Here is an 18,977-nt window from a genome sequence, read left to right as displayed (position 1 = left end):
GATTTTTCCTGCAGCGCTCGGTTTGCGCATGGCGCTATTTGCGCCCGAGCACGGCCACCAGGAAATCGGCGGCAGGCAAATGGAAGTTCCAGGTCGAATAGCGTTGCTGCAGTGCCAGCCCCGCCTCCAAAGCGTCGGCCTCGAAGTCATCGAACCCGTAGCCGCGTCCCGAGCCGAAGCCGATGATCATGCGCCCGTCTGCCGCCAGATGCCCGCGCAGTTGCTGCAGCGCCGGGCGGCGTTCGGACTCGGAGAGGAAGGTGACGACATTGCCGGCAGAAACTATCAGGTCGAATTCCTGGTTCTCCCCCGCTGCGTCAGCGATGGTGAAGTCAGCCAGATTGCCGACCCGCCATTGGGCTTTGGGGTAATCTGCCCGGGCAACATCGATTAAATGCGGGTCGAGGTCCACGCCAACCACTTGGTGCCCTTGCTCGGAAAGCCAGCCGCCGATCCGCCCGGTCCCGCATCCGGCATCCAGAATTCTGCTGCCCCGGGCAACCATCGCGTCAACGGCGCGAGCTTCCCCGAAAATATCCTGGCCTTCGGCGGCAAGCGTGCGCCAGCGCTGGGCAAAATTCTGCGAGTGGTCCGGGTTCTTGCGAACGGTGGCGAGCCAAAGGTTTTCTTCTGGTGCAGTCATGCATCCAGTTTCGCACTTTCGCTGGCATTCGGCGATTGGCTGGCGCCGGCCGGGAATACGAAGAAGACCGCTTCAATCACTCTTTCCAGAGTGATTGAAGCGGTCTTCGTTTTGGTGGGCCCTACCGGGATCGAACCGATGACATTCACGGTGTAAACGTGACGCTCTACCAGCTGAGCTAAAGGCCCTCCTGCAGTGTGTGAAATCGGGAAGCTTCTTTCCTTCAGTCCTTCGCTGCAACAAGTAATAATCTAATGCATCCCGAACTGACTTGGCAAATTGAAATGGAGGTTTTCATAAAAGAGTGCCGAGCGTCACCACATCGCCTGATCTTGGAACCTACTCTCCAGTGGCGTTGCCGGCAAGTTCGAGGCTGTTCGCATGCACGGGTAATCCGCAATCGCCAGCATCGCCCCCACACCTGCTTATTCCACGCTGCACCACTGGGACCAGCGCCACCGAGGCGCGAGCTCAGTCCAGCGCGGAAGAACACGAGGCGCCTGGATCTGCGGACTTGCCCCGCAGGTGGAAGCGAAGCAGCTCGATGAGCGATAGCACGTACCAGGAAGCGGTGATCGAAGACGACGCCGCCACCCTCCACGGGGCATTGGAAAACAGCGATGCCAGATCGCTGTACCGGGTTCGCAGATTCGAAGCACCCTCCGGTGCCGCGCAAGGGCCACCGGCTCAGCCACGCTGGCTTCGGACGACAATGCCAGGAGTCCAGCGTCATCGAGGATCAAATATTCCATGAAGCCGGCACTATGGGCACCGCAGGACTTGCCCGAGTGGAAAAATCGCCTCAAGGAGACAAAAAATCCCCGATCCGAATGGATCGAGGATTCTTATTTGGTGGGCCCTACCGGGATCGAACCGATGACATTCACGGTGTAAACGTGACGCTCTACCAGCTGAGCTAAAGGCCCTTACCATGTTCGCTTTTGCAAGCCAACGAGGAATAACTCTACACAGGTTTCTGCGTCCGGGCAAATCGGTGAGCCGACTTTTTTCGTGAACTGGAGCACAGCCCATATCGGCACGCTAAACGGCGCGTTCCACTGCCGCCTTGTAATCATCAATGCTTCTTGGCTGCGTCATCTCGCTGCGGAAAATATCGCGCACTTCACCGTCAACCAGGTACAGCGTCAATCTGGCCGCGACCCCACGCTCAGGGTCAAAGGCGTCGGCCTGTTGCGCCACCGCCCCATGAGGCCAAAAATCGGCCAGCAGCTCGAAGTCCAAGCCAAGCGACTGCGCATAGTTGCGCAGGGTGAATTTATGGTCCACCGAAATGGCCACGATGCGCACCCGGTGCTGCGTGAAGAATTCGTAGTGCTCTTGGAGTGTTGCCAGTTCCGACCCGCATACCCGCGAAAATGCCCAGGGATAAAAGACAACCAGCACCCGGCCGCCAGACAGCCCGGTACTGGTTATCGTTTCGCCGTACTGATTTTCCAGCGAGAAGTCGAACAGGCGTGAACCTGTTTGAATCATTAGTTCTTCTTACGCGGGGCGAGGCGGATTGCGGACCAATCCTCCGAAACGCCTTCACTAGTAGTTACATGCAGGCCAGCGGTTGGCGCCTCCTGCTGGATAAGTGCTGGGGATACATGTCCCTCGCGGCCCTGCTTAGGAGTAAGCAACCAAACGATGCCACTCTCGTCCAGGCAGTTCAGCGCGTCCATCAATGCGTCAACTAGATCTCCATCGCCGTCGCGCCACCAGAAAATGACTGCGTCGACAACGTCATGGTCCTCTTCGGTGAGCAGCTCTGAACCAATCAGGTCCTCGATCGATTCGCGCAGATCGTAATCCACGTCATCGTCGTAACCCAGTTCCTGAATAAGGTCTTCATTAGCGAAGCCCAATTTTTTGGCGGGCTCCAAGTTTGCCGATACGGCGTCGCTCACTTCATTCCTCCTGCTGGTGCAAAGCGTTACTACCAACGAAACACGGTTTTGCCGCTCCGTTCAAGCGCTACAGCGATAACACGCCGAACAAATATAACCCACATTCCAGTGACCCGCATCATATTGACATGGCCATGAGGAAGTTAGCTCCCGTACCTAGTTGCGCAAGTCACTTCAAATGTCTGATTTAAACCGGTTTTTGCTGGAAAACGCGCCACAAAACTGGATCGTTTAACACTAGAGTTGCATATGAACCGGCAGTGCACATCATTCCAGTGCTACTGCACCCGTTGTCCCAATACCGATGCACCGCAGCGCAAAACTGCACAGCGTCGGAGCCGCAATTCAATCAAGGAGCTTCCGTGGCTGTAGAGGAACACATCTCCCAGATCCGTAGCGGGTTGACTTACCAGCTGTCCGATCGGGATCCTGAGGAAACTCAGGAATGGATGGACTCGTTTGACTCCCTCGTAGAGACCCAGGGCACCGAGCGTGCCCAGTTCATTATCCGCTCGCTGCTGCAGCGTGCAGGTGCCAAGTCCGTGGGCGTGCCTCACGTGACCACCACCGACTACGTGAACACCATTCCTGTGGACCAGGAACCAGAATTCCCGGGCGATGAGGCCCTCGAGCGCCGCTACCGCGCCTTCATGCGCTGGAATGCCGCCATCATGGTGCACCGCGCCCAGAACCCTCATATCGGCGTTGGCGGGCACATCTCCACCTACGCCGGTGCAGCGACCCTGTATGAAGTAGGTTTCAACCACTTCTTCCGCGGCAAGAACCACCCAGGCGGCGGCGACCAGGTCTTCTTCCAGGGCCACGCCTCGCCAGGCATGTACGCCCGCGCGTTCCTCGAAGGCCGCCTGTCCGAAGAGGACATGGACGGCTTCCGCCAGGAAAAGTCGAAGGAAGGCCACGCGCTTCCTTCCTACCCTCACCCGCGTTCCCTGCCAGACTTCTGGGAATTCCCAACCGTCTCGATGGGCATCGGCCCAGCTAACGCCATCTACCAGGCGCAGCTGAACCGCTACCTGCAGAACCGCGGCATCAAGGACACCTCGGACCAGCAGGTCTGGGCCTTCCTGGGCGACGGCGAAATGGACGAGCCGGAGTCGCGCGGCTTCCTGCAGCTGGCCGCCAACGAAAAGCTGGACAACCTGAACTTCGTCATCAACTGCAACCTGCAGCGCCTTGACGGCCCGGTTCGCGGCAATGGCAAGATCATGCAGGAACTGGAAGCCTTCTTCCGCGGTGCCGGCTGGAATGTCATCAAGGTTGCTTGGGGCCGCGAGTGGGATGCCCTGCTCGAAGCAGACAAGACCAACGCGCTGGTTGACATCATGAACCAGACCCCGGATGGCGACTACCAGACCTACAAGGCCGAGTCCGGCGCATTCGTTCGCGAGCACTTCTTCGGCCAGCGTCCGGAAACCAAGGAATTGGTTGCCGACATGAGCGACGACGAGATCTGGAACCTGAAGCGTGGCGGCCACGATTACCACAAGGTCTACGCCGCCTACAAGGCTGCTGCGGAGTTCAAGGGCAAGCCGACCGTCATCTTGGCCAAGACCGTCAAGGGCTACGGCCTGGGTTCGCACTTCGAGGCTCGCAACGCGACCCACCAGATGAAGAAGCTGACCATGGAGGACTTGAAGAAGTTCCGTGATCACCTGCGCATCCCCATCACCGACGAGCAGCTCGAAGCGGACCTCTACGCTCCTCCGTACTACCGCCCAACCGAGGATTCGGCTGAGTACAAGTACATGATGGAGCGCCGCGAGGCCCTGGGCGGTTCGGTGCCTACCCGCCGCCAGGAAGCTTCGAAGAAGCTGGCCCTGCCAGGCGAGAAGACCTACGCGATCGCCAAGCGCGGTTCGGGCAAGCAGCAGGCGGCCACCACCATGGCCTTCGTGCGCCTGCTCAAGGACCTGATGCGCGACAAGGAATTCGGCCACCGCATCGTGCCGATCGTGCCAGATGAGTCCCGTACCTTCGGCATGGACTCGTTCTTCCCGACTGCGAAGATCTACAACCCGGGCGGCCAGAACTACCTGTCCGTGGACCGCGATCTGGTCCTGGCCTACAAGGAATCCCCTCAGGGCCAGCTGATCCACCCGGGCATCAACGAGGCCGGCGCCGTCGCAGCCTTCACCGCTGCCGGCACCAGCTACTCGACCCACGATGAACCGCTGATCCCGATCTACGTGTTCTACTCGATGTTCGGCTTCCAGCGCACCGGCGACCAGTTCTGGGCAGCCGGGGACCAGATGACCCGTGGCTTCATCATCGGCGCTACCGCCGGCCGCACCACCCTGACCGGTGAAGGCCTGCAGCACGCAGATGGCCACTCGCCAATCCTGGCCTCGACCAACCCTGCTGTGATCACCTACGATCCGGCCTACGGCTACGAAATCGGCCACATCATGCGCTCCGGCCTGGAACGCATGTACGGCGGAACCCACGCCGATCCGAACGTGATGTACTACCTGACCGTGTACAACGAGCCGATCAGCCAGCCAGCTGAGCCGGAGAACGTTGACATCGAAGGCATCATCAAGGGCATCCACCTGCTCAAGGAAGCTACCACCGACGGCCCGCGCGCACAGCTGCTGGCCTCGGGCGTGGCCGTGCCATGGGCGCTGGAAGCCCAGGCCATCCTGGCCGAGGAGTGGGGCGTTTCGGCTGATGTCTGGTCGGTCACCTCGTGGAACGAACTGGCCCGCGACGGCCAGCGCGCCGACGCCGAGGTGCTCGTGGATCCATCGAAGCCGCGCCGCACCCCGTACGTGACCTCGAAGCTGGAGTCCACCCCGGGCCCAGTCATCGCGACCACCGACTACATGCGCGCCGTGCCCGAGCAGCTGCGCCCGTACGTGCCAGGTGAGTTCCACACCCTGGGCGCGGACGGCTTCGGCTTCTCGGATACCCGTGCCGCAGCCCGCCGCTTCTTCAAGATCGATGCGCACTCGCTGGTAGTGCAGACCTTGCAGTCGCTGGTTGAGCGCGGCGAAATCCCTGCGGACACCGCAGTGAAGGCGCACGCCAAGTACGACCTGAACAACGCCAACGCCGGCCAGTCCGGCAACGCTGGCGGCGACGCCTAGGCCCCAGGGTCCAGGTGCCCGGAGCTTGCTCCGGCGCCGCATTGAGCAGCTGCCCGATGACGAGGTTTTCCTCGTTGCCGGGCAGCTGGCTCATTTAATCTCACCATTACCTGCTGTGCCGGGCGCGGGGGAAGAAAAGAAACTAAGCTGGAACCCATGAGTCCTGAAATGGATGCCGCCGCAGCTCCGAAGAACCGTCCCAGCCGATCCCAGGCACCCAGCAGTGAAACGCTCAAGCGACTCAAAAGCCATATTGGCGTCCTGTCCACCACCGCGCTGAAATATCTGGACCAGCAACTGCCCTGGTACCGATCGCTGGCGCCCAATGAGCGCGCCGCCCTGGGGCTGATCGCCCAGAAGGGCATCTCCACCTTCGTTACCTGGTACGAGGATCCCTCCTCCACCCCGTCCTGGGTGGTGACCGACGTCTTCGGCGCCGCTCCCACGGAGCTGACCCGATCCATCTCCCTGCAGAAGGCCTTGGGCCTGTTGCGCACCATCGTGGAAGTGGTCGAATCCCAGGTGCCCGACATCGCCGCCGAGCATGAGCAGGCAGCCCTGCGCGAAGCGGTGCTGCGCTATTCGCGCGAAGTAGCTTTTGCCGCCGCCGATGTCTATGCCCGCGCCGCCGAAACCCGCGGCGCCTGGGACTCGCGCTTGGAGGCCCATGTGGTCGACGCGGTGCTGCACGGCGAGGCCCACGACTCGCTCTCCTCGCGCATTGCGGCCATTGGCTGGAAGTCGCAGAAGAATATCCGCATCCTGGTGGGCACCACCCCTTCGTCCAACCCGGCCACCTTCGTCTCGGCCCTGCGCCGTATTGCCATCCGCTACTCGCGCGATTCGCTGGTGGGCGTGCTCGGCGACCGCTCGGTGCTGATGCTTTCGGACACCAAATTCGAAGAAGCGGATCTGAGCCGGCTGACCCGGTTCTTCGGGCCCGGCCCGCTGGTCTACTCCCCCATGGCTCCGACGGTGAAGGAGATGCACCACGCCGCGGTGGCAGCCGTGGCGGGATTCAGCGCCGCCAAGGCCTGGCCGCAAGCGCCGAATCCGGTCGGTGCCGATGACCTGTGGCCAGAGCGTGCCTGCAACGGCGATGAACTGGCCCGCACGGCGCTGGTGGACCAGGTCTACATGCCGCTGCAGCAGGCCTCCAATGGCCTGGCTGAAACGCTCTCCAGCTACTTGGCGCTCGGCCACTCGCTCGAAGGCACCGCCCGGGAACTGTTTGTCCATGCCAACACGGTGCGCTACCGGCTCAAGCGGGTCAGCGAAGTCACCGGTTGGGATCCACTGGTTCCCCGGGATGCGTTCGTACTGCAAACCGCGCTACTTTTCGGACGGCTTCACGAATCGAACTTGTAGGCTTCAACCAAAGAGCATCGAGCTCCCGACACCGATAATTCCGAGTTGATCGCGCATTACAGCGGAATTCAGCTTCTGGATACGCTAGGCTTTTGTAGAGATCCTACAAACAGTCACCACGAGCTTGGTACTCAAATGAAGCGCCAAAAGCTCCCAACATTTGGAAAGCTGTAAGAGTGTTAGCAATCGTTTGCCCCGGACAGGGCTCCCAGACCCCAGGTTTCCTCACCGAATGGCTCGACGTCGATGGTGTGGCCGAGCATTTGCAGGCGCTCAGCTCGATCACCGAGCGCGACCTCACCGCCCACGGCACCACCTCCGATGAAGAGACCATCAAGGACACCGCCGTCGCCCAGCCGCTGATCGTCGCCGCCGGCCTGGTTACAGCCCGTGCGCTCTTTGGCAGCTCACTGCCGGCAGGTGCCATGGTGGCCGGCCACTCGGTTGGCGAGATCACCGCGTCGGCGCTGGCCGGTGCGCTGGACGAAGCTGACGCCATGAATTTCGTGAAGGTCCGCGCCAACGCCATGGCCGAAGCCGCTGCGGCGACTCCGACCGGCATGGCAGCAGTGCTCGGCGGCGACCCGGATGAGGTGCTGGTCAAGCTCGACGAGCTGGGCCTGACCCCGGCCAACGCCAATGGCGGCGGCCAGATTGTGGCCGCAGGAACCATGGAGCAGCTCGCGGCCCTGGGCGAGAACCCGCCGGCCAAGGCTCGCGTGATCCCCCTGAAGGTTGCCGGCGCATTCCATACCGCGCACATGCAGCCAGCAGTTGGCATCCTGGAGGAACTGGCCGGAACCATCACCCCGAAGGAACCAGCGGCAACCCTGCTCTCGAACTTCGACGGCAAGGCCGTAGCCGATGGCCAGGCGAACCTCGATTCGCTGGTCGCCCAGGTATCGCGCCCGGTCCGCTGGGACCTGTGCATGCAGACGCTGGCCGAAGCTGGCGTGACCGGTGTGCTGGAACTGGCACCGGCCGGAACCCTGGTGGGATTGGCCCGCCGTGGTCTCAAGGGCGTGAAGACCCTGGCGGTGAAGAGTCCAGCGGATCTGGAAGCTGCCAAGGCGTTCATCGCCGAGCACACCGCCAACTAGGCTTTTGCGCCGTTCACAGATTGTGCACGCCGGGAACGTCATGTTGCGTCCGCCGAGCGCGTCTCTGGCCTAAGCTTTAAACCGACGAAACGTGCCGCGCATTCTTGATGCGCCACCAAAGTTTCATTAAGCCGGCTGGAACCGGTTCCTGGAAACAGGATCCGCGCCCAGCCACAAAAATGACCGGAGTCCTCCGGCTAAGAAGAAAAGGAGCCATCCATGGCTAGCAACGAAGAAATCCTGGCGGGCCTCGCCGAAATCGTCAACTCCGAGACCGGCCTGGACGAAGCAGACGTGCAGATGGACAAGTCCTTCACCGAGGACCTGGACATCGACTCGATCTCGATGATGACCATCGTCGTTGAGGCTGAGGAAAAGTTCGAGGTCAAGATCCCTGACGAAGAGGTCAAGAACCTGAAGACCGTCGGCGACGCCGTCAACTTCATCGCTGCGGCACAGGCCTAAGCTTCCCGGCGTTTTTCGCCACACCGTTGTGCGGGCAAGCCGCGCACACCGGCCGGTACGTCAAGCCGGCCCCCTGAATTTCCAAGCACAGTTCTTATTCGCACAGTAGAGAGTTTGATGATGGCGCGCAAAGTAGTGATCACCGGTCTCGGAGCCACCACCCCAATCGGCGGGGATGTCCCCACCCTATGGGCAAACGCCCTCAAGGGCGTCTCCGGCGCCGTAACCCTGGAAGATGACTGGGTTAAGGAATACGACCTGCCGGTCACCTTCGCCGCCCGCGCTGCTGTGCAGCCGACCGAGGTACTCTCCCGCCCGGAGACCAAGCGCATGGACCCATCGACCCAGTTCGCTGTGGTTGCGGCCCGTGAAGCCTGGGCCGACTCAGGCCTGGACAAGGAAGAGATGGACCAGAACAAGCTGGCCGTTGCCTTCGCTACCGGCATCGGCGGCGTCTGGACCCTGCTCAACGCCTGGGACACCCTGCGTGAAAAGGGCCCACGCCGCGTCCTGCCCATGACCGTGCCAATGCTGATGCCTAACGGCCCAGCAGCTGCCGTGTCGCTGGACCTGGGTGCCGCCGGTGGCGCGCATACCCCGGTTTCGGCTTGCGCTTCGGGTACCGAAGCGATGCACGTTGGCCTGGAACTGATCCGTTCGGGCAAGGCCGATGTGGTCATGGTCGGTGGCGCAGAAGCCGCGATCCACCCCATGCCGATGGCCGCCTTCGCGTCCATGCATGCACTCTCCCGCCGCAACGATGATCCGACCAAGGCTTCGCGCCCCTACGACACCGACCGTGATGGCTTTGTCATGGGCGAGGGCGCTGGCGCGCTGGTACTGGAAGCCGAAGAGCATGCAATCGCCCGCGGCGCACGCATCTACGCCGAGCTGGCAGGTTCCTCGGTCACCTCCGACGCGCACCACATCACCGCACCGGACCCAGAAGGCATGGGTGCAACCCGTGCGCTGAAGGCTGCCATGTTCGATGGCCGCATCCAGCCAGAGGACGTAGTCCATGTGAACGCCCACGCAACCTCCACCCCAGTTGGCGACAAGCCGGAATACGCTGCGCTGAAGAACGCCCTGGGCGATCACCTCGAGAACGTGTGGGTATCCGCGACCAAGTCGCAGATGGGCCACCTGCTAGGCGCCTCCGGTGCCGTGGAGTCCGTGCTGTGCGCACTGGCCATCTACAACCGCAAGGCCCCGGTGACCATTAACCTGGACAACCAGGATCCAGAGATCCCGTTGAAAGTCGTCACCGGCCAGCCTGCGCAGCTGCCAGCAGAGGGCTCCATCGTTGCGCTGAACAACTCCTTCGGCTTCGGCGGCCATAACGCCGTGGTCGCCATCCGCAGCGTCTAGCCGTTCCGGCAGCTGCAGGCGGGCGCGCCACTGGGCTGGTTGAAGATTACTCTTCAACCAGCCCAGTGGTCTTTAACCCCGAAAGAATTGGTTCAGAGCCATTGCTTCGGTCCTGACATGTTCGTTAAGCTCAAGTACCGCCTCATGTCGGAGGCAACTGACGGTACTTGCCACGAGCAAAGGATCCCTTCCCATGCGCACCCTGATCGCCACTTCCTTCGTCTCCTTGGACGGTGTCGTCCAAGCCCCGGGCGGCGAACCCGGCTACCGCAATTCAGGCTGGACGATGAACTCGGTCGAGTTCGACCCCGCCGCCTACGAACTGAAGGGCGCCGAGCAAGAAGAAGCCAGCGCCATGCTCTTGGGCCGGCACAGCTACGAGGCCTTCTGCGCGGTGTGGCCCTCGATGACCGAGCAGTTCCCGCAGTACAACGCGATGCCCAAGTACGTGCTCTCCACTACCTTGCGGGAGAAGGACTTGGCCGGGAACTGGGGCGAGACTGCGATCTTGCGCTCGGTCGCCGATGTGGCGCGGCTTCGAGCCGGCGACGGCGGCCCGATCAGTATCCATGGATCGGCAACGATGGTCCACTCGCTGCAAGAACATCAGCTCATCGACCAGTACAACCTGCTGGTCTTCCCGGTTTTGCTTGGTGCAGGCAAGCGCCTTTTCAGCGACGCGAGCCTGGACGCGCAGAAGCTGGCCCTCATTGATTCGCAGGTCTACTCCAACGGCATCCAGAAGAACGTGTTCAAGGTTCAGCGCTAGCTGGTCCTAGCTGGCTGCGGGCAGGTAAGGCCGGGTGATCAATTCCAGGTAGTGCCCGGAAGGATCAAGCAGGTAGACTCCCCGGCCGCCGTGTTCATGATTAATCTGCCCTGGCAGCTGCCGTTGGGGATCGGCCCAATGCTCCATTTTCCCCTCGCGGATAGTCGCGTAGGCCCGGTCGAAATGCTCGTCATCGAGCAGGTAGGCATAGTGCTGCGCTGGGAAGTCCATCGGTGGTGCAGCGAATTGAAGCAGCACCCCGTGGGCCAGGCTGATGTTGGTAAATGGTCCCCAGCTTGATTCCGCGCGTGCTTCGAGCAGCTCAAGATAGAACTTTGCCATGCGTTGCGGGTCGAGTGAAGCGATGATGGTGTGGTTGAACTGTGCGGTCATGTCTCCCTTTCGTGGTTCAGATGTGCTGTTCTTTGGTGGAATGCATCTGGCACGGGAGGGCCGCGGATCAGGGAACGACCAGTTTGCCGTTCCGGGAGTGGCCGCATGCGGCCTGACTGGTCTTCATCGCCATCGAGCATAGCACTGCGCTTCGACACTTCTCCACAACCGCAGTTCTTAGAGCAAGAAGTGGGATCCCCGGCATGGGATCCCACTTCTTTTGGGTAACAACCCCGCACCATCGGGGTTGTATCTGAGTGTCTGTTGATAAGTCACTCAGGGACTAAATAACCAGTTGCTAAACCACCTGGTTGAGCCATCGAACAGGCGCGTCTTCGCCTGCGTGACGGAAGGGTTCAAGTTCTTCATCCCAGGGCTCGCCGAGAGCGATGGACATCTCCTGGTAGAAGACCGAGGGATTGCCGTCGCCCTTTTCATAGGCCCACCGGATGCGTTCTTCGCTGACCATGACGTTGCCAGCGCAATCAACGGTGGCGTGGAAGATGCCAAGATCAGGGGTCACGGACCAACGGCTGCCGTCGGCACCCGGGCTTGGGTCTTCGGTGATTTCGAAACGAAGGTGCTGCCAACCATGCATCTCACTGGTCAGCAAAGCGCCGGTACCTTGCGTACCTACCCACTCGATTTCGGCGCGACAAAATCCGGGTGCGACGTGCTGTTCGGTCCACTCCATTTTTACTGGAGTACCGAGCACGGACCCGATTGCCCATTCCAGATGTGGGCATAGCGCTGCAGGGGCGGAATGAATATAAATCACGCCTCTGGACATCGGTGCAGACATGCCATCCTCCGTTGCGGTGTTGATCGTCTTCCCCTACGTCAACATCGTTCCAGTGCCATCGCCGCCGATACTTCCATTTTGCCCGATGAAGAGGCCTTTCGCCACCCAGAAAGGCTATTTTTGCAGATTGGTACCAAATAGTCAGGCTCGGGGATGGGCTTGGCGGTAGCTTTGCCTCAATCGGTCAACCGAAACGTGAGTATATAGCTGGGTCGTTGCCAGCGAAGCATGCCCGAGGAATTCCTGGACAGCACGCAAATCTGCGCCCCCATCCAGCAGATGCGTGGCTACGGTGTGCCTTAACGCGTGCGGGCCGCTGGCAGCGGTATCCCCCAGCGATTGCAAGGCCTTGGAAATGACCTCTCGTGCCTGGCGTACATTCAAGCGCGCACCGCGCACCCCTACGAGCAAAGCGCCTTGAGCTTCCTGACGGGCCAGGACCTTGCGATGCGACCGAATCCACCCGATGATCACGCGCTCGGCGGGCTTGCCAAACGGAACAACCCGTTCCTTGTTGCCCTTGCCGAGAACCCTGACGGTGCGTCGTTCGAAGTCGATGTCGTCAACGTCCAAGGCCACGAGCTCGCTGATACGCAGGCCGGATGCGTACAGCAATTCGGCGATGACTTTATCGCGTGCCGCTACGGCCTGGCTCTTGGCATCGGGGGCAGGTTCCGGCTTGCTCTCGCTGACTTCTTTTCCAGCAGGCGGCTGGGCTGTTTCGGAGAGCAAGCGGTCGATCTGGCTTGGCTGCAAAACATGCGGAAGACGCCGTTCCTTCCTGGGCGCGGCCAGCCGCAGGGCAGGGTCCGCGTCGATCAGCTGATGCTTCAGCGCCCACGCGAAGAAGCTCTTCACCGCAGAGATCCTGCGGGCCAAGGTGGTGCGGGAAATCTGCGATTCATGAAGCTGCGCCAACCAATCGCGGAGCGTATCAACTGAAATCTGCTTGAGGCTCGGATCCTGCGCATGGTGGAGCAGGAACTGGCCGAGGTTCCGCAAATCCACTTCGTAGGCTCGCAGAGTATTAGTACTGCGGCCGCGTTCGCGTTGCAGGTACTCCAGGTAGTCCGCCACCGGCTCAGCGAATTTTGCTGACATCGCATTGCTGGCGTGCGTCGTTGATTCTTGCTTCATCACTATTGAGGATACCCTCAGCTGCGTCACCGGTCAGTTTTGGCGCACCAACTTCCATGCCAGGCCATCGGTGGCAGCCATTTGCAGTGTCTCCAATCGGTTGATGGCGCGTAGCGTCTGGATCAGCGGCACCCCGCTGCGGGCAGAGATCTCATCGACCAGCAATCCTTTGGTGAAGGACATGATGTCGTACACCATTGCTTCGTCCCTACCCAGGATGTCCGTCGGTCGTTGCTGAACTTTGGCACTCCGCGGCTCTGCTTGGCAGTGGTGGCCAACCAGGCCCAGCGCATCTTGCGGGCTGGCGAGCAAGGCCGCACTGCCTTCTGCAATCAATCGGTGGCACCCTGCGGAGTTGGGCGCGAAAACACTTCCGGGAACGGCCGCTACATCGCGTCCCAGCTCGACTGCATGGCTGGCGGTGTTCAGTGCTCCTGAGCGGTGGCGCGCTTCGCTGACGATGACCAGCCTGCTCAATGCCGCGATCAGCCGGTTGCGGTTCAGGAAGCGGAAGCGTGCTGATGTGGTTCCGGGAGGCACCTCTGAGATCAGCACGCCGCGAGCAATAATCTGGTTGAGCAGGTTGCTGTTGCCCGAAGGGTAGAGCCGATCGATGCCGCCAGCCATAACCGTGATCGTTGGCGGGTTCGGATGCTGCCAATCGTCCACGCTCAGAGCGGCCCGGTGCGCGCTGGCGTCAATGCCGTAAGCGCCACCCGAGACAATGGTGTACCCGTTCAGGGCCAGGGTCCGGCCAAGATCGAAGGTGACTTGATCACCGTAGTCACTGGCATCGCGGGAGCCGACGATGGACACGCTGCGCGCCAGCTCTTGGCCTTCGAGCAATTGCGGGTTCGCTGAACGCCACCACAGGCACAGGGGACGTCCCAGTTCCAGATCGGCTAGCTGTCGCGGCCACGAAGCATCGTCCGGGATCAGCAATCCGCCACCCGCGCGCGCAGCGGCATCCAAGGCTCCCGCTGGGTTGCTCAGCGACAGGCGCTTTCTCCATCGGGCCAAGGCTACCCTCAAGTCTTGTGCGCCATCCCCGGGCGGGTGGAATCCGAGGATTCCGTCGACCGGCGCTTTGAGCGCGGCCGGGTAGAAATCCTCTCGCTGGATCATGCGCAGCAGTTCCTGTGGGCTCATCAGTTCCAGCAAGGCCGTGGCCACATAGTCGTTGGGCTCGATAAGTTGGTTCAGATGGGCGTAGACCCGGCGCTCCTGGCTGGTTGGAGGCGAGGCTTTTCCGGCAGTGTTCACATCGTTGAAAGTCATGGCCTTACCTAGCTATTTTCCAAGTTCTGGCGAAGGTGAGCGGCGATGGCCAGATCATCCTCGGTCGGTGCTGCATGCCCTTGCTGGTCTGCAACCGTCCACGCGACCCGCAGGAGGCGGTGGATGGCGCGCGCAGAGAGCCCGCGTCGTGTGGCGAGTTGTTCAAGCGCCGCCCGGGTCTTGGCCGGGTATTCCAGTTCATTCCTGAGGATCTGAGTTGGTATTTGCGCGTTGCAAGCAATGGAGAACTTTCCCAGCCGCTCCTTGCTGCGTGCCCGGGTGGCCAAGACGCGTTCACGCACCTGTGCACTGGATTCATTTGGTACCCCGCTAAGAAGCTGTGCTTGCGCTACCGGATTGACTCTGACTTGCAGATCCACACGGTCGAGGATGGGTCCTGAAAGCCGGGCGAAATAGCGCCGGCGGGCCATGGGCGTACAGGTGCACCCGGTACCGGTGCCGAAGTTTTTTCCGCAGGGACACGGATTGGCGGCCATGATGAGTTGGAAACGGGCCGGTAGCCGCTGGTGGCCGCGTATCCGCGCGAGGTTGATATAGCCTTCCTCGATCGGTTGGCGAAGCGCATCAAGTACACCGGTTTGGAATTGCGCTGCTTCATCGAGGAATAGAATGCCCTGGTGCGCGCGGGTAATGGCCCCGGGAATGAGTTGTGCGGTTCCGCCGCCAATCAGGGCTGAGCGGGACGCGGTGTGGTGCGGCGCCACGAAAGGCGGGGTGCGTTGCAGCTGGTCCAATTCCCCGGATCCGCCCCGAGTAATGGAATGGACCGCGGTGGCTTCAAGTGCTTGCAAGTCATCAAGTGGCGGCAGAATCGATGGCAGGCACTTGGCCAGCATGGTTTTGCCGGCGCCGGCCGGTCCGACCATGATCAGGTGGTGCCCGCCGGCTGCGGCCAGTTCCAAGGCGAGCCGAGCTTCCTGCTGCCCGTTGACCAGGCCCAGGTCCGCATCGCCCGAGGCAGCAGTTCCTTCGGAAGGGCCGGCAGATTCGGTGGGCGCCTGCGGCTGCCGGTGGCGCAGGTAAGTGGTGACCTGTCCCAGATGGCGTAGCGCCATGACCTCGATTCCATGCACCAGCCTCGCTTCCGCCCCGTTAGCCTCAGCCACGATCACCCGGTCAAGACCATGGACCTTGGCCAGCTGCACCGCTGGCAGCACACCGGGTACTGGCCGCAAGGTGCCATCCAAGCCGAGTTCCGCCATATACAGCGTGCTCGGTGACGCGAACAGCTGTTGATCAGCGGCCAAGGCGGCAATGACGATGGCCAGATCGAAAGCTGATCCATACTTGGGCAGGGTGGCTGGCGAAAGATTGACCGTCAGTTTCCGGTTTGCCAGAGGAATCCCTGAGTTCCTAGCCGCGGCTTTGATTCGTTCGCGGGCCTCGCTCAAAGATGCATCGGGCAAGCCCAGCAGGACGAATCCTGGGATGCCGTTGCCGAGGTCGGCCTCGACTTCCACCAGTGAGGCGCTGACCCCGTGCAGGGCCACTGCGCTGGTGCGCGCGGTGCTCATGAGCGCACGTTCTCATGCAGCCGGCATTCGAACCCTGTTGTTGTCAGATAGACCTCGACGATGTCCACGCGAAGTTCGGCGAGAAACATGCGATGGCATTGGGCCCAGGAAATCAGCAGCCTGTTGAGCCGGCGGAATTTTGCCGCGCTGATCGCCTCGAAGCCTGATCCATAGCGTTGCGAGGACCTCGTTTTGACTTCGATGGCGGTGATCTGGCCGTTGCCGGCTCTTGCTACCAGGTCCAGCTCCCCTGCTGGGCATCTCCAATTGCGATCGAGAATTTCGTAGTGCTGCCCGGTGAGAAATGCGGCGGCAGCTTGTTCGCCATCGGTCCCTAGGCGTTGCTTCGCGGTCTGCATGTTTGCTCCTCGATGTCTGCGATCCGTAATGGAAACATCGTCGGAGAATTATGGTCCACAGCGGCGGCGCCCGCCGCGGAATGTGGACAATTCGCTTTAAGCGAGATCGCCGGCGCTGTTCCAGGAACAGAGCCGGCGATCGAATGCCGCAGTGCCTCGTGCTAGGAGCCCAGCCCATCCTTCGGGATCTGGAACTCGTCAGGGTTCAGTTCTTCGACGTTGACGTCCTTGAAGGTCAGCACCTTGACGGACTTCACGAAGCGCCCTTGGCGGTAGATGTCCCAGACCCACGCGTCGGTGAGGTTCAACTCGAAGTACACTTCCCCGGCGTTGGACAGGGTCTTCACGTCCACTTGGTTGGCCAGGTAGAAGCGGCGCTCGGTCTCGACCACGTAATTGAACAGCCCCACCACGGTCTTGTACTCGCGGTATAGCTGCAGTTCCATGTCGGTCTCGTAGTTTTCCAGGTCGTCGGCAGCCATCACTTTGCTTTCTTTGTCGTGGCTTCACCTTGGGCCTGATCAGCACCCGAAGTCAAGTTCCAGCTCTTGCGGTGGTAGTCGCAGGGACCCTGCGCAACGATCGCGGCACGATGCGCAGCGGTGGCATACCCCTTGTTGATCTCCCAGCCGAAGGCCGGATGCTCGGTGGCCAGATCAACCATGATTCCATCGCGTTCGACCTTGGCCAGGATGGAAGCTCCGGCGATCGCCTGGCAGGTCATGTCGCCTTTGATGATGGTCGTCACCGGGATGTGCAGGCCCACGGGTTCGCGGTCATCGGCCAGGATGTCGAAGAGATCCGGTTCCGGTGCGGTCAGCCAGTCGTAGCTGCCATCCAGAAGCGCCGCCTCGGGCTGTACCGCGCACAGCTCCATGGCCCGCGATCCGGCCAGGCGCAGGGCGCCAGTAACTCCCAGCTCATCGATTTCAGCCGCAGAGGCATGCCCGACGCCATAGCCCACGGCCCACTGGCGAACTGGATCGACCAGTTCCGTACGGGTTTCCGGGCTCAGCAGCTTGGAGTCGCGCAGCGCTGGGAACTCCGTGACCTGCTCAATATCTATTACCGTCATGCCGACGGTAATCGGACCAGCCAAGGCGCCGCGTCCCACCTCATCGACCGCTGCGATATAGCGGAACCCATGCTTGGTTGCCAAGGCGCGCTCATGTTCTAGCGTGGTTGCCTTGCTCTTCAAAACGGCCATGGGCGGTGCCCCTACTTCGCCACTGCGTGCGGGACGTTGGCGAAGACTTCTTCGTGCGAGTCGACGATGCCCCAGCGCGAGGTTGGCCAAGAGATCACCGAAGCGCGGCCCTGGACGGATTCGAGGTCGACGAAACCGCCCTGGCGATCGGCGTGGAAGCGGGAATCCGCGCTGGCACCTCGGTGATCACCCATCACCCAGATTTTTCCTTCTGGGACGGTCGCCTTGAATTCCATGTCTGACGGGCTGTCGCCGTCAAAGATATACGGCTCGTCAATGGGCTCGCCGTTGATCGTGATGGCGCCTTCCGCGGTGCAGCATTCCACGGTGTCACCGGGCATGCCGATGATGCGCTTGACCAGGTACTGCTCATCAGCCGCTGGCAGCACGCCGACAAAGGAGAGCACATTCTGGAACGCGGTGGGGTACTCGGTCAGCGGTGGCAGCCATTCCTGGTCATCGCGGAAGACGACGACGTCGCCACGTTCCAGCTCGAACGGCCCGGGAACCATGAGGTTGGCGAAAATCCGGTCGTTGACCTCGAGGGTATGCTCCATGGAGCCTGATGGGATGTAGTAGGCACGGAAGAAGAAGGTCTTGATCACGAACGAGAGCAACAGCGCGATCGCGATGATGATGACAATCTCGCGGACGAAGCGCCATATTTTGTATAGGGGTCCCCTGCTTGGAGGAGTCTCTGCTGATGCTGCGCTCACGATTCGATTAGTACCTTCCATTGTCGCGTGTAATCCCCATCTTACGTGTCTTGCCAGGCGCAGCGGATCATTGCATAGCCACGGCCAGTTGCCCAGAAACGCACCAATGGCCAGGTCCGTCGCCGGGCCTGGCCATTGGTGCGTCCGTTCAAGCGGACTGCGGGCTACTGGGTGGCAGCAGGCGACATGATGCCACCGCTCTGCTTGTAGTCCACGGGGATTTCGCCGATTGGCTTCTCAACTTCAATCAGCTTTTGGACTTCGTCCAGCTGGTTCTTATCCACCGACAGGGTGATGCCGCCCGTTTCAGGATTCAGCGTGTATGCATGGATGGCAGTGCGCACGGGGTTTTCCTGCTTGCCCTGCCACTTCATGATTTCGGAAATCGCCGAACGAAGCTCCTCGCTGCTGAATTGGACTAGGTGCCCGATGGCCCCGGCTTCTTCAATAGCGGATAGCTGCTCTTCGCTGGTCGTCGAAACGTTCAGCTGCCCGTCCTTGATCCAACCCTGGACGTATTCATCGCCCAAGGCTTCGGAGAGCTGGTCATTGGTCTGGAGCAATGCGTCTTGGTCCACGGTGTTCCCGCTCGAGTTTTCTGTTTGCTGCGAGGATTCCGATCCCGTGGCGCTGGCCGTAGCCTGCGCACCTGGATCGGTGCCCTGGCCGCAGCCGGTTAGCAATAGGGCAGCCATGGCGGCAGTAGAGGCCAGCATGATTGGCGTGCGTGAAGTTCTAGCGTTGAAATTCATAATTTACACCTCGGTGATATTCACGTTGCCGCAACGATCTTAGCTTTGAGACTAGTGCCGAAATCGTG

General features: G+C 61.1%; 19 protein-coding genes and 2 tRNA genes. 6 read left to right on the top strand and 15 right to left on the bottom strand.

Annotation, left to right across the window (positions count from 1 at the left end; all coding sequences use genetic code 11):
- Positions 1-34: 34 nt before the first annotated feature.
- From ACIOTL_RS08300 to ACIOTL_RS08280, 5 genes are all read right to left on the bottom strand, one after another.
- Positions 35-643 (bottom strand): class I SAM-dependent methyltransferase, encoded by a 609-nt coding sequence (locus ACIOTL_RS08300; protein ID WP_388021906.1) that lies wholly within the window; start codon positions 641-643, stop codon positions 35-37.
- 112 nt (positions 644-755) lie between these two features.
- A tRNA-Val gene (locus ACIOTL_RS08295) sits at positions 756-831 on the bottom strand.
- 662 nt (positions 832-1,493) lie between these two features.
- Positions 1,494-1,569: transfer RNA gene (locus tag ACIOTL_RS08290), tRNA-Val, on the bottom strand.
- Between the two features lie 115 nt (positions 1,570-1,684).
- Positions 1,685-2,137, bottom strand: a complete 453-nt coding sequence (locus ACIOTL_RS08285) for a redoxin domain-containing protein (protein ID WP_388021904.1) — start codon at positions 2,135-2,137, stop codon at positions 1,685-1,687.
- Positions 2,137-2,553, bottom strand: a complete 417-nt coding sequence (locus tag ACIOTL_RS08280) for a DUF3052 domain-containing protein (protein WP_105657750.1) — start codon at positions 2,551-2,553, stop codon at positions 2,137-2,139. The genes ACIOTL_RS08285 and ACIOTL_RS08280 overlap by 1 nt, the downstream gene beginning before the upstream one ends.
- Positions 2,554-2,915: 362 nt before the next feature.
- On the opposite strand from ACIOTL_RS08280, the gene aceE reads away from it, so the two are divergent.
- The 6 genes from aceE (at position 2,916) to ACIOTL_RS08250 (ending at position 10,730) form a co-directional block, all read left to right on the top strand.
- A complete protein-coding gene (gene aceE / locus ACIOTL_RS08275; RefSeq protein WP_400342336.1) occupies positions 2,916-5,660 on the top strand; it encodes a pyruvate dehydrogenase (acetyl-transferring), homodimeric type in 2,745 nt (914 codons plus the stop codon).
- A gap of 156 nt (positions 5,661-5,816) precedes the next feature.
- The gene (locus tag ACIOTL_RS08270; RefSeq protein WP_388021900.1) at positions 5,817-7,028 is read left to right on the top strand and encodes a PucR family transcriptional regulator; all 1,212 of its coding nucleotides are present in this window, start codon (positions 5,817-5,819) and stop codon (positions 7,026-7,028) included.
- A gap of 176 nt (positions 7,029-7,204) precedes the next feature.
- Positions 7,205-8,128: an ACP S-malonyltransferase gene (locus tag ACIOTL_RS08265; RefSeq protein WP_388021898.1), complete on the top strand. Its 924-nt coding sequence runs from the start codon at positions 7,205-7,207 to the stop codon at positions 8,126-8,128.
- A 219-nt stretch (positions 8,129-8,347) separates the two neighbouring features.
- Entirely contained in the window at positions 8,348-8,593 is a 246-nt protein-coding gene (locus ACIOTL_RS08260) for an acyl carrier protein (RefSeq protein WP_105657746.1), read from the top strand.
- A gap of 120 nt (positions 8,594-8,713) precedes the next feature.
- Entirely contained in the window at positions 8,714-9,961 is a 1,248-nt protein-coding gene (gene fabF, locus ACIOTL_RS08255; protein WP_388021895.1) for a beta-ketoacyl-ACP synthase II, read from the top strand.
- Between the two features lie 193 nt (positions 9,962-10,154).
- Positions 10,155-10,730: a dihydrofolate reductase family protein gene (locus ACIOTL_RS08250; protein WP_105657744.1), complete on the top strand. Its 576-nt coding sequence runs from the start codon at positions 10,155-10,157 to the stop codon at positions 10,728-10,730.
- Between the two features lie 6 nt (positions 10,731-10,736).
- Here the strand turns inward: ACIOTL_RS08250 and ACIOTL_RS08245 are convergent, their stop codons facing one another.
- The 10 genes from ACIOTL_RS08245 to ACIOTL_RS08200 all read right to left on the bottom strand — a co-directional run bounded on the left by ACIOTL_RS08245 (position 10,737) and on the right by ACIOTL_RS08200 (position 18,909).
- Positions 10,737-11,123: a VOC family protein gene (locus tag ACIOTL_RS08245; RefSeq protein ID WP_105657743.1), complete on the bottom strand. Its 387-nt coding sequence runs from the start codon at positions 11,121-11,123 to the stop codon at positions 10,737-10,739.
- Between the two features lie 298 nt (positions 11,124-11,421).
- Complete coding sequence (locus ACIOTL_RS08240) at positions 11,422-11,925, bottom strand: DUF3145 domain-containing protein (RefSeq protein ID WP_105657742.1); 504 nt, start codon at positions 11,923-11,925, stop codon at positions 11,422-11,424.
- A gap of 141 nt (positions 11,926-12,066) precedes the next feature.
- Positions 12,067-13,062, bottom strand: coding sequence for a tyrosine recombinase XerC (locus ACIOTL_RS08235; RefSeq protein WP_332489100.1), 996 nt, complete (start codon positions 13,060-13,062; stop codon positions 12,067-12,069).
- Between the two features lie 33 nt (positions 13,063-13,095).
- Positions 13,096-14,340, bottom strand: a complete 1,245-nt coding sequence (gene dprA / locus ACIOTL_RS08230; RefSeq protein WP_400342335.1) for a DNA-processing protein DprA — start codon at positions 14,338-14,340, stop codon at positions 13,096-13,098.
- Positions 14,341-14,348: 8 nt separating this feature from the next.
- Positions 14,349-15,875: a YifB family Mg chelatase-like AAA ATPase gene (locus ACIOTL_RS08225; RefSeq protein WP_400342334.1), complete on the bottom strand. Its 1,527-nt coding sequence runs from the start codon at positions 15,873-15,875 to the stop codon at positions 14,349-14,351.
- On the bottom strand, positions 15,872-16,234 hold the full coding sequence (locus ACIOTL_RS08220) for a YraN family protein (protein ID WP_105657740.1): 363 nt from the start codon (positions 16,232-16,234) through the stop codon (positions 15,872-15,874). Before ACIOTL_RS08220 ends, ACIOTL_RS08225 begins: the two co-directional genes overlap by 4 nt.
- A 161-nt stretch (positions 16,235-16,395) precedes the next feature.
- Complete coding sequence (locus ACIOTL_RS08215) at positions 16,396-16,716, bottom strand: DUF2469 domain-containing protein (protein ID WP_400342333.1); 321 nt, start codon at positions 16,714-16,716, stop codon at positions 16,396-16,398.
- The gene (locus tag ACIOTL_RS08210) at positions 16,716-17,441 is read right to left on the bottom strand and encodes a ribonuclease HII (RefSeq protein WP_400342332.1); all 726 of its coding nucleotides are present in this window, start codon (positions 17,439-17,441) and stop codon (positions 16,716-16,718) included. The genes ACIOTL_RS08215 and ACIOTL_RS08210 overlap by 1 nt, the downstream gene beginning before the upstream one ends.
- Positions 17,442-17,452: 11 nt before the next feature.
- Positions 17,453-18,157, bottom strand: coding sequence for a signal peptidase I (lepB, locus tag ACIOTL_RS08205; protein ID WP_286134220.1), 705 nt, complete (start codon positions 18,155-18,157; stop codon positions 17,453-17,455).
- Positions 18,158-18,321: 164 nt separating this feature from the next.
- Positions 18,322-18,909, bottom strand: a complete 588-nt coding sequence (locus tag ACIOTL_RS08200; RefSeq protein ID WP_400342331.1) for a hypothetical protein — start codon at positions 18,907-18,909, stop codon at positions 18,322-18,324.
- Between the last annotated feature and the right edge of the window lie 68 nt (positions 18,910-18,977).

Source organism: Glutamicibacter sp. NPDC087673 (assembly GCF_044743255.1).
Taxonomy (GTDB): domain Bacteria; phylum Actinomycetota; class Actinomycetes; order Actinomycetales; family Micrococcaceae; genus Glutamicibacter.
Note: the sequence above shows the minus strand (reverse complement) of the source record. Positions and strands in the feature narration are given on the sequence as shown.

Excerpts from the sequence above, each read along its gene's own strand:
- ACIOTL_RS08300 (WP_388021906.1), bottom strand. The coding sequence starts at position 643 with ATGACTGCACCAGAAGAAAACCTTTGGCTCGCCACCGTTCGCAAGAAC.
- ACIOTL_RS08285 (WP_388021904.1), bottom strand. The coding sequence starts at position 2,137 with ATGATTCAAACAGGTTCACGCCTGTTCGACTTCTCGCTGGAAAATCAG.
- ACIOTL_RS08270 (WP_388021900.1), top strand. The coding sequence starts at position 5,817 with ATGAGTCCTGAAATGGATGCCGCCGCAGCTCCGAAGAACCGTCCCAGC.
- ACIOTL_RS08260 (WP_105657746.1), top strand. The coding sequence starts at position 8,348 with ATGGCTAGCAACGAAGAAATCCTGGCGGGCCTCGCCGAAATCGTCAAC.
- fabF (WP_388021895.1), top strand. The coding sequence starts at position 8,714 with ATGGCGCGCAAAGTAGTGATCACCGGTCTCGGAGCCACCACCCCAATC.
- ACIOTL_RS08250 (WP_105657744.1), top strand. The coding sequence starts at position 10,155 with ATGCGCACCCTGATCGCCACTTCCTTCGTCTCCTTGGACGGTGTCGTC.
- ACIOTL_RS08245 (WP_105657743.1), bottom strand. The coding sequence starts at position 11,123 with ATGACCGCACAGTTCAACCACACCATCATCGCTTCACTCGACCCGCAA.
- ACIOTL_RS08240 (WP_105657742.1), bottom strand. The coding sequence starts at position 11,925 with ATGTCTGCACCGATGTCCAGAGGCGTGATTTATATTCATTCCGCCCCT.
- ACIOTL_RS08235 (WP_332489100.1), bottom strand. The coding sequence starts at position 13,062 with ATGAAGCAAGAATCAACGACGCACGCCAGCAATGCGATGTCAGCAAAA.
- dprA (WP_400342335.1), bottom strand. The coding sequence starts at position 14,340 with ATGACTTTCAACGATGTGAACACTGCCGGAAAAGCCTCGCCTCCAACC.
- ACIOTL_RS08225 (WP_400342334.1), bottom strand. The coding sequence starts at position 15,875 with ATGAGCACCGCGCGCACCAGCGCAGTGGCCCTGCACGGGGTCAGCGCC.
- ACIOTL_RS08220 (WP_105657740.1), bottom strand. The coding sequence starts at position 16,234 with ATGCAGACCGCGAAGCAACGCCTAGGGACCGATGGCGAACAAGCTGCC.
- ACIOTL_RS08215 (WP_400342333.1), bottom strand. The coding sequence starts at position 16,716 with ATGGCTGCCGACGACCTGGAAAACTACGAGACCGACATGGAACTGCAG.
- ACIOTL_RS08210 (WP_400342332.1), bottom strand. The coding sequence starts at position 17,441 with ATGGCCGTTTTGAAGAGCAAGGCAACCACGCTAGAACATGAGCGCGCC.
- ACIOTL_RS08200 (WP_400342331.1), bottom strand. The coding sequence starts at position 18,909 with ATGAATTTCAACGCTAGAACTTCACGCACGCCAATCATGCTGGCCTCT.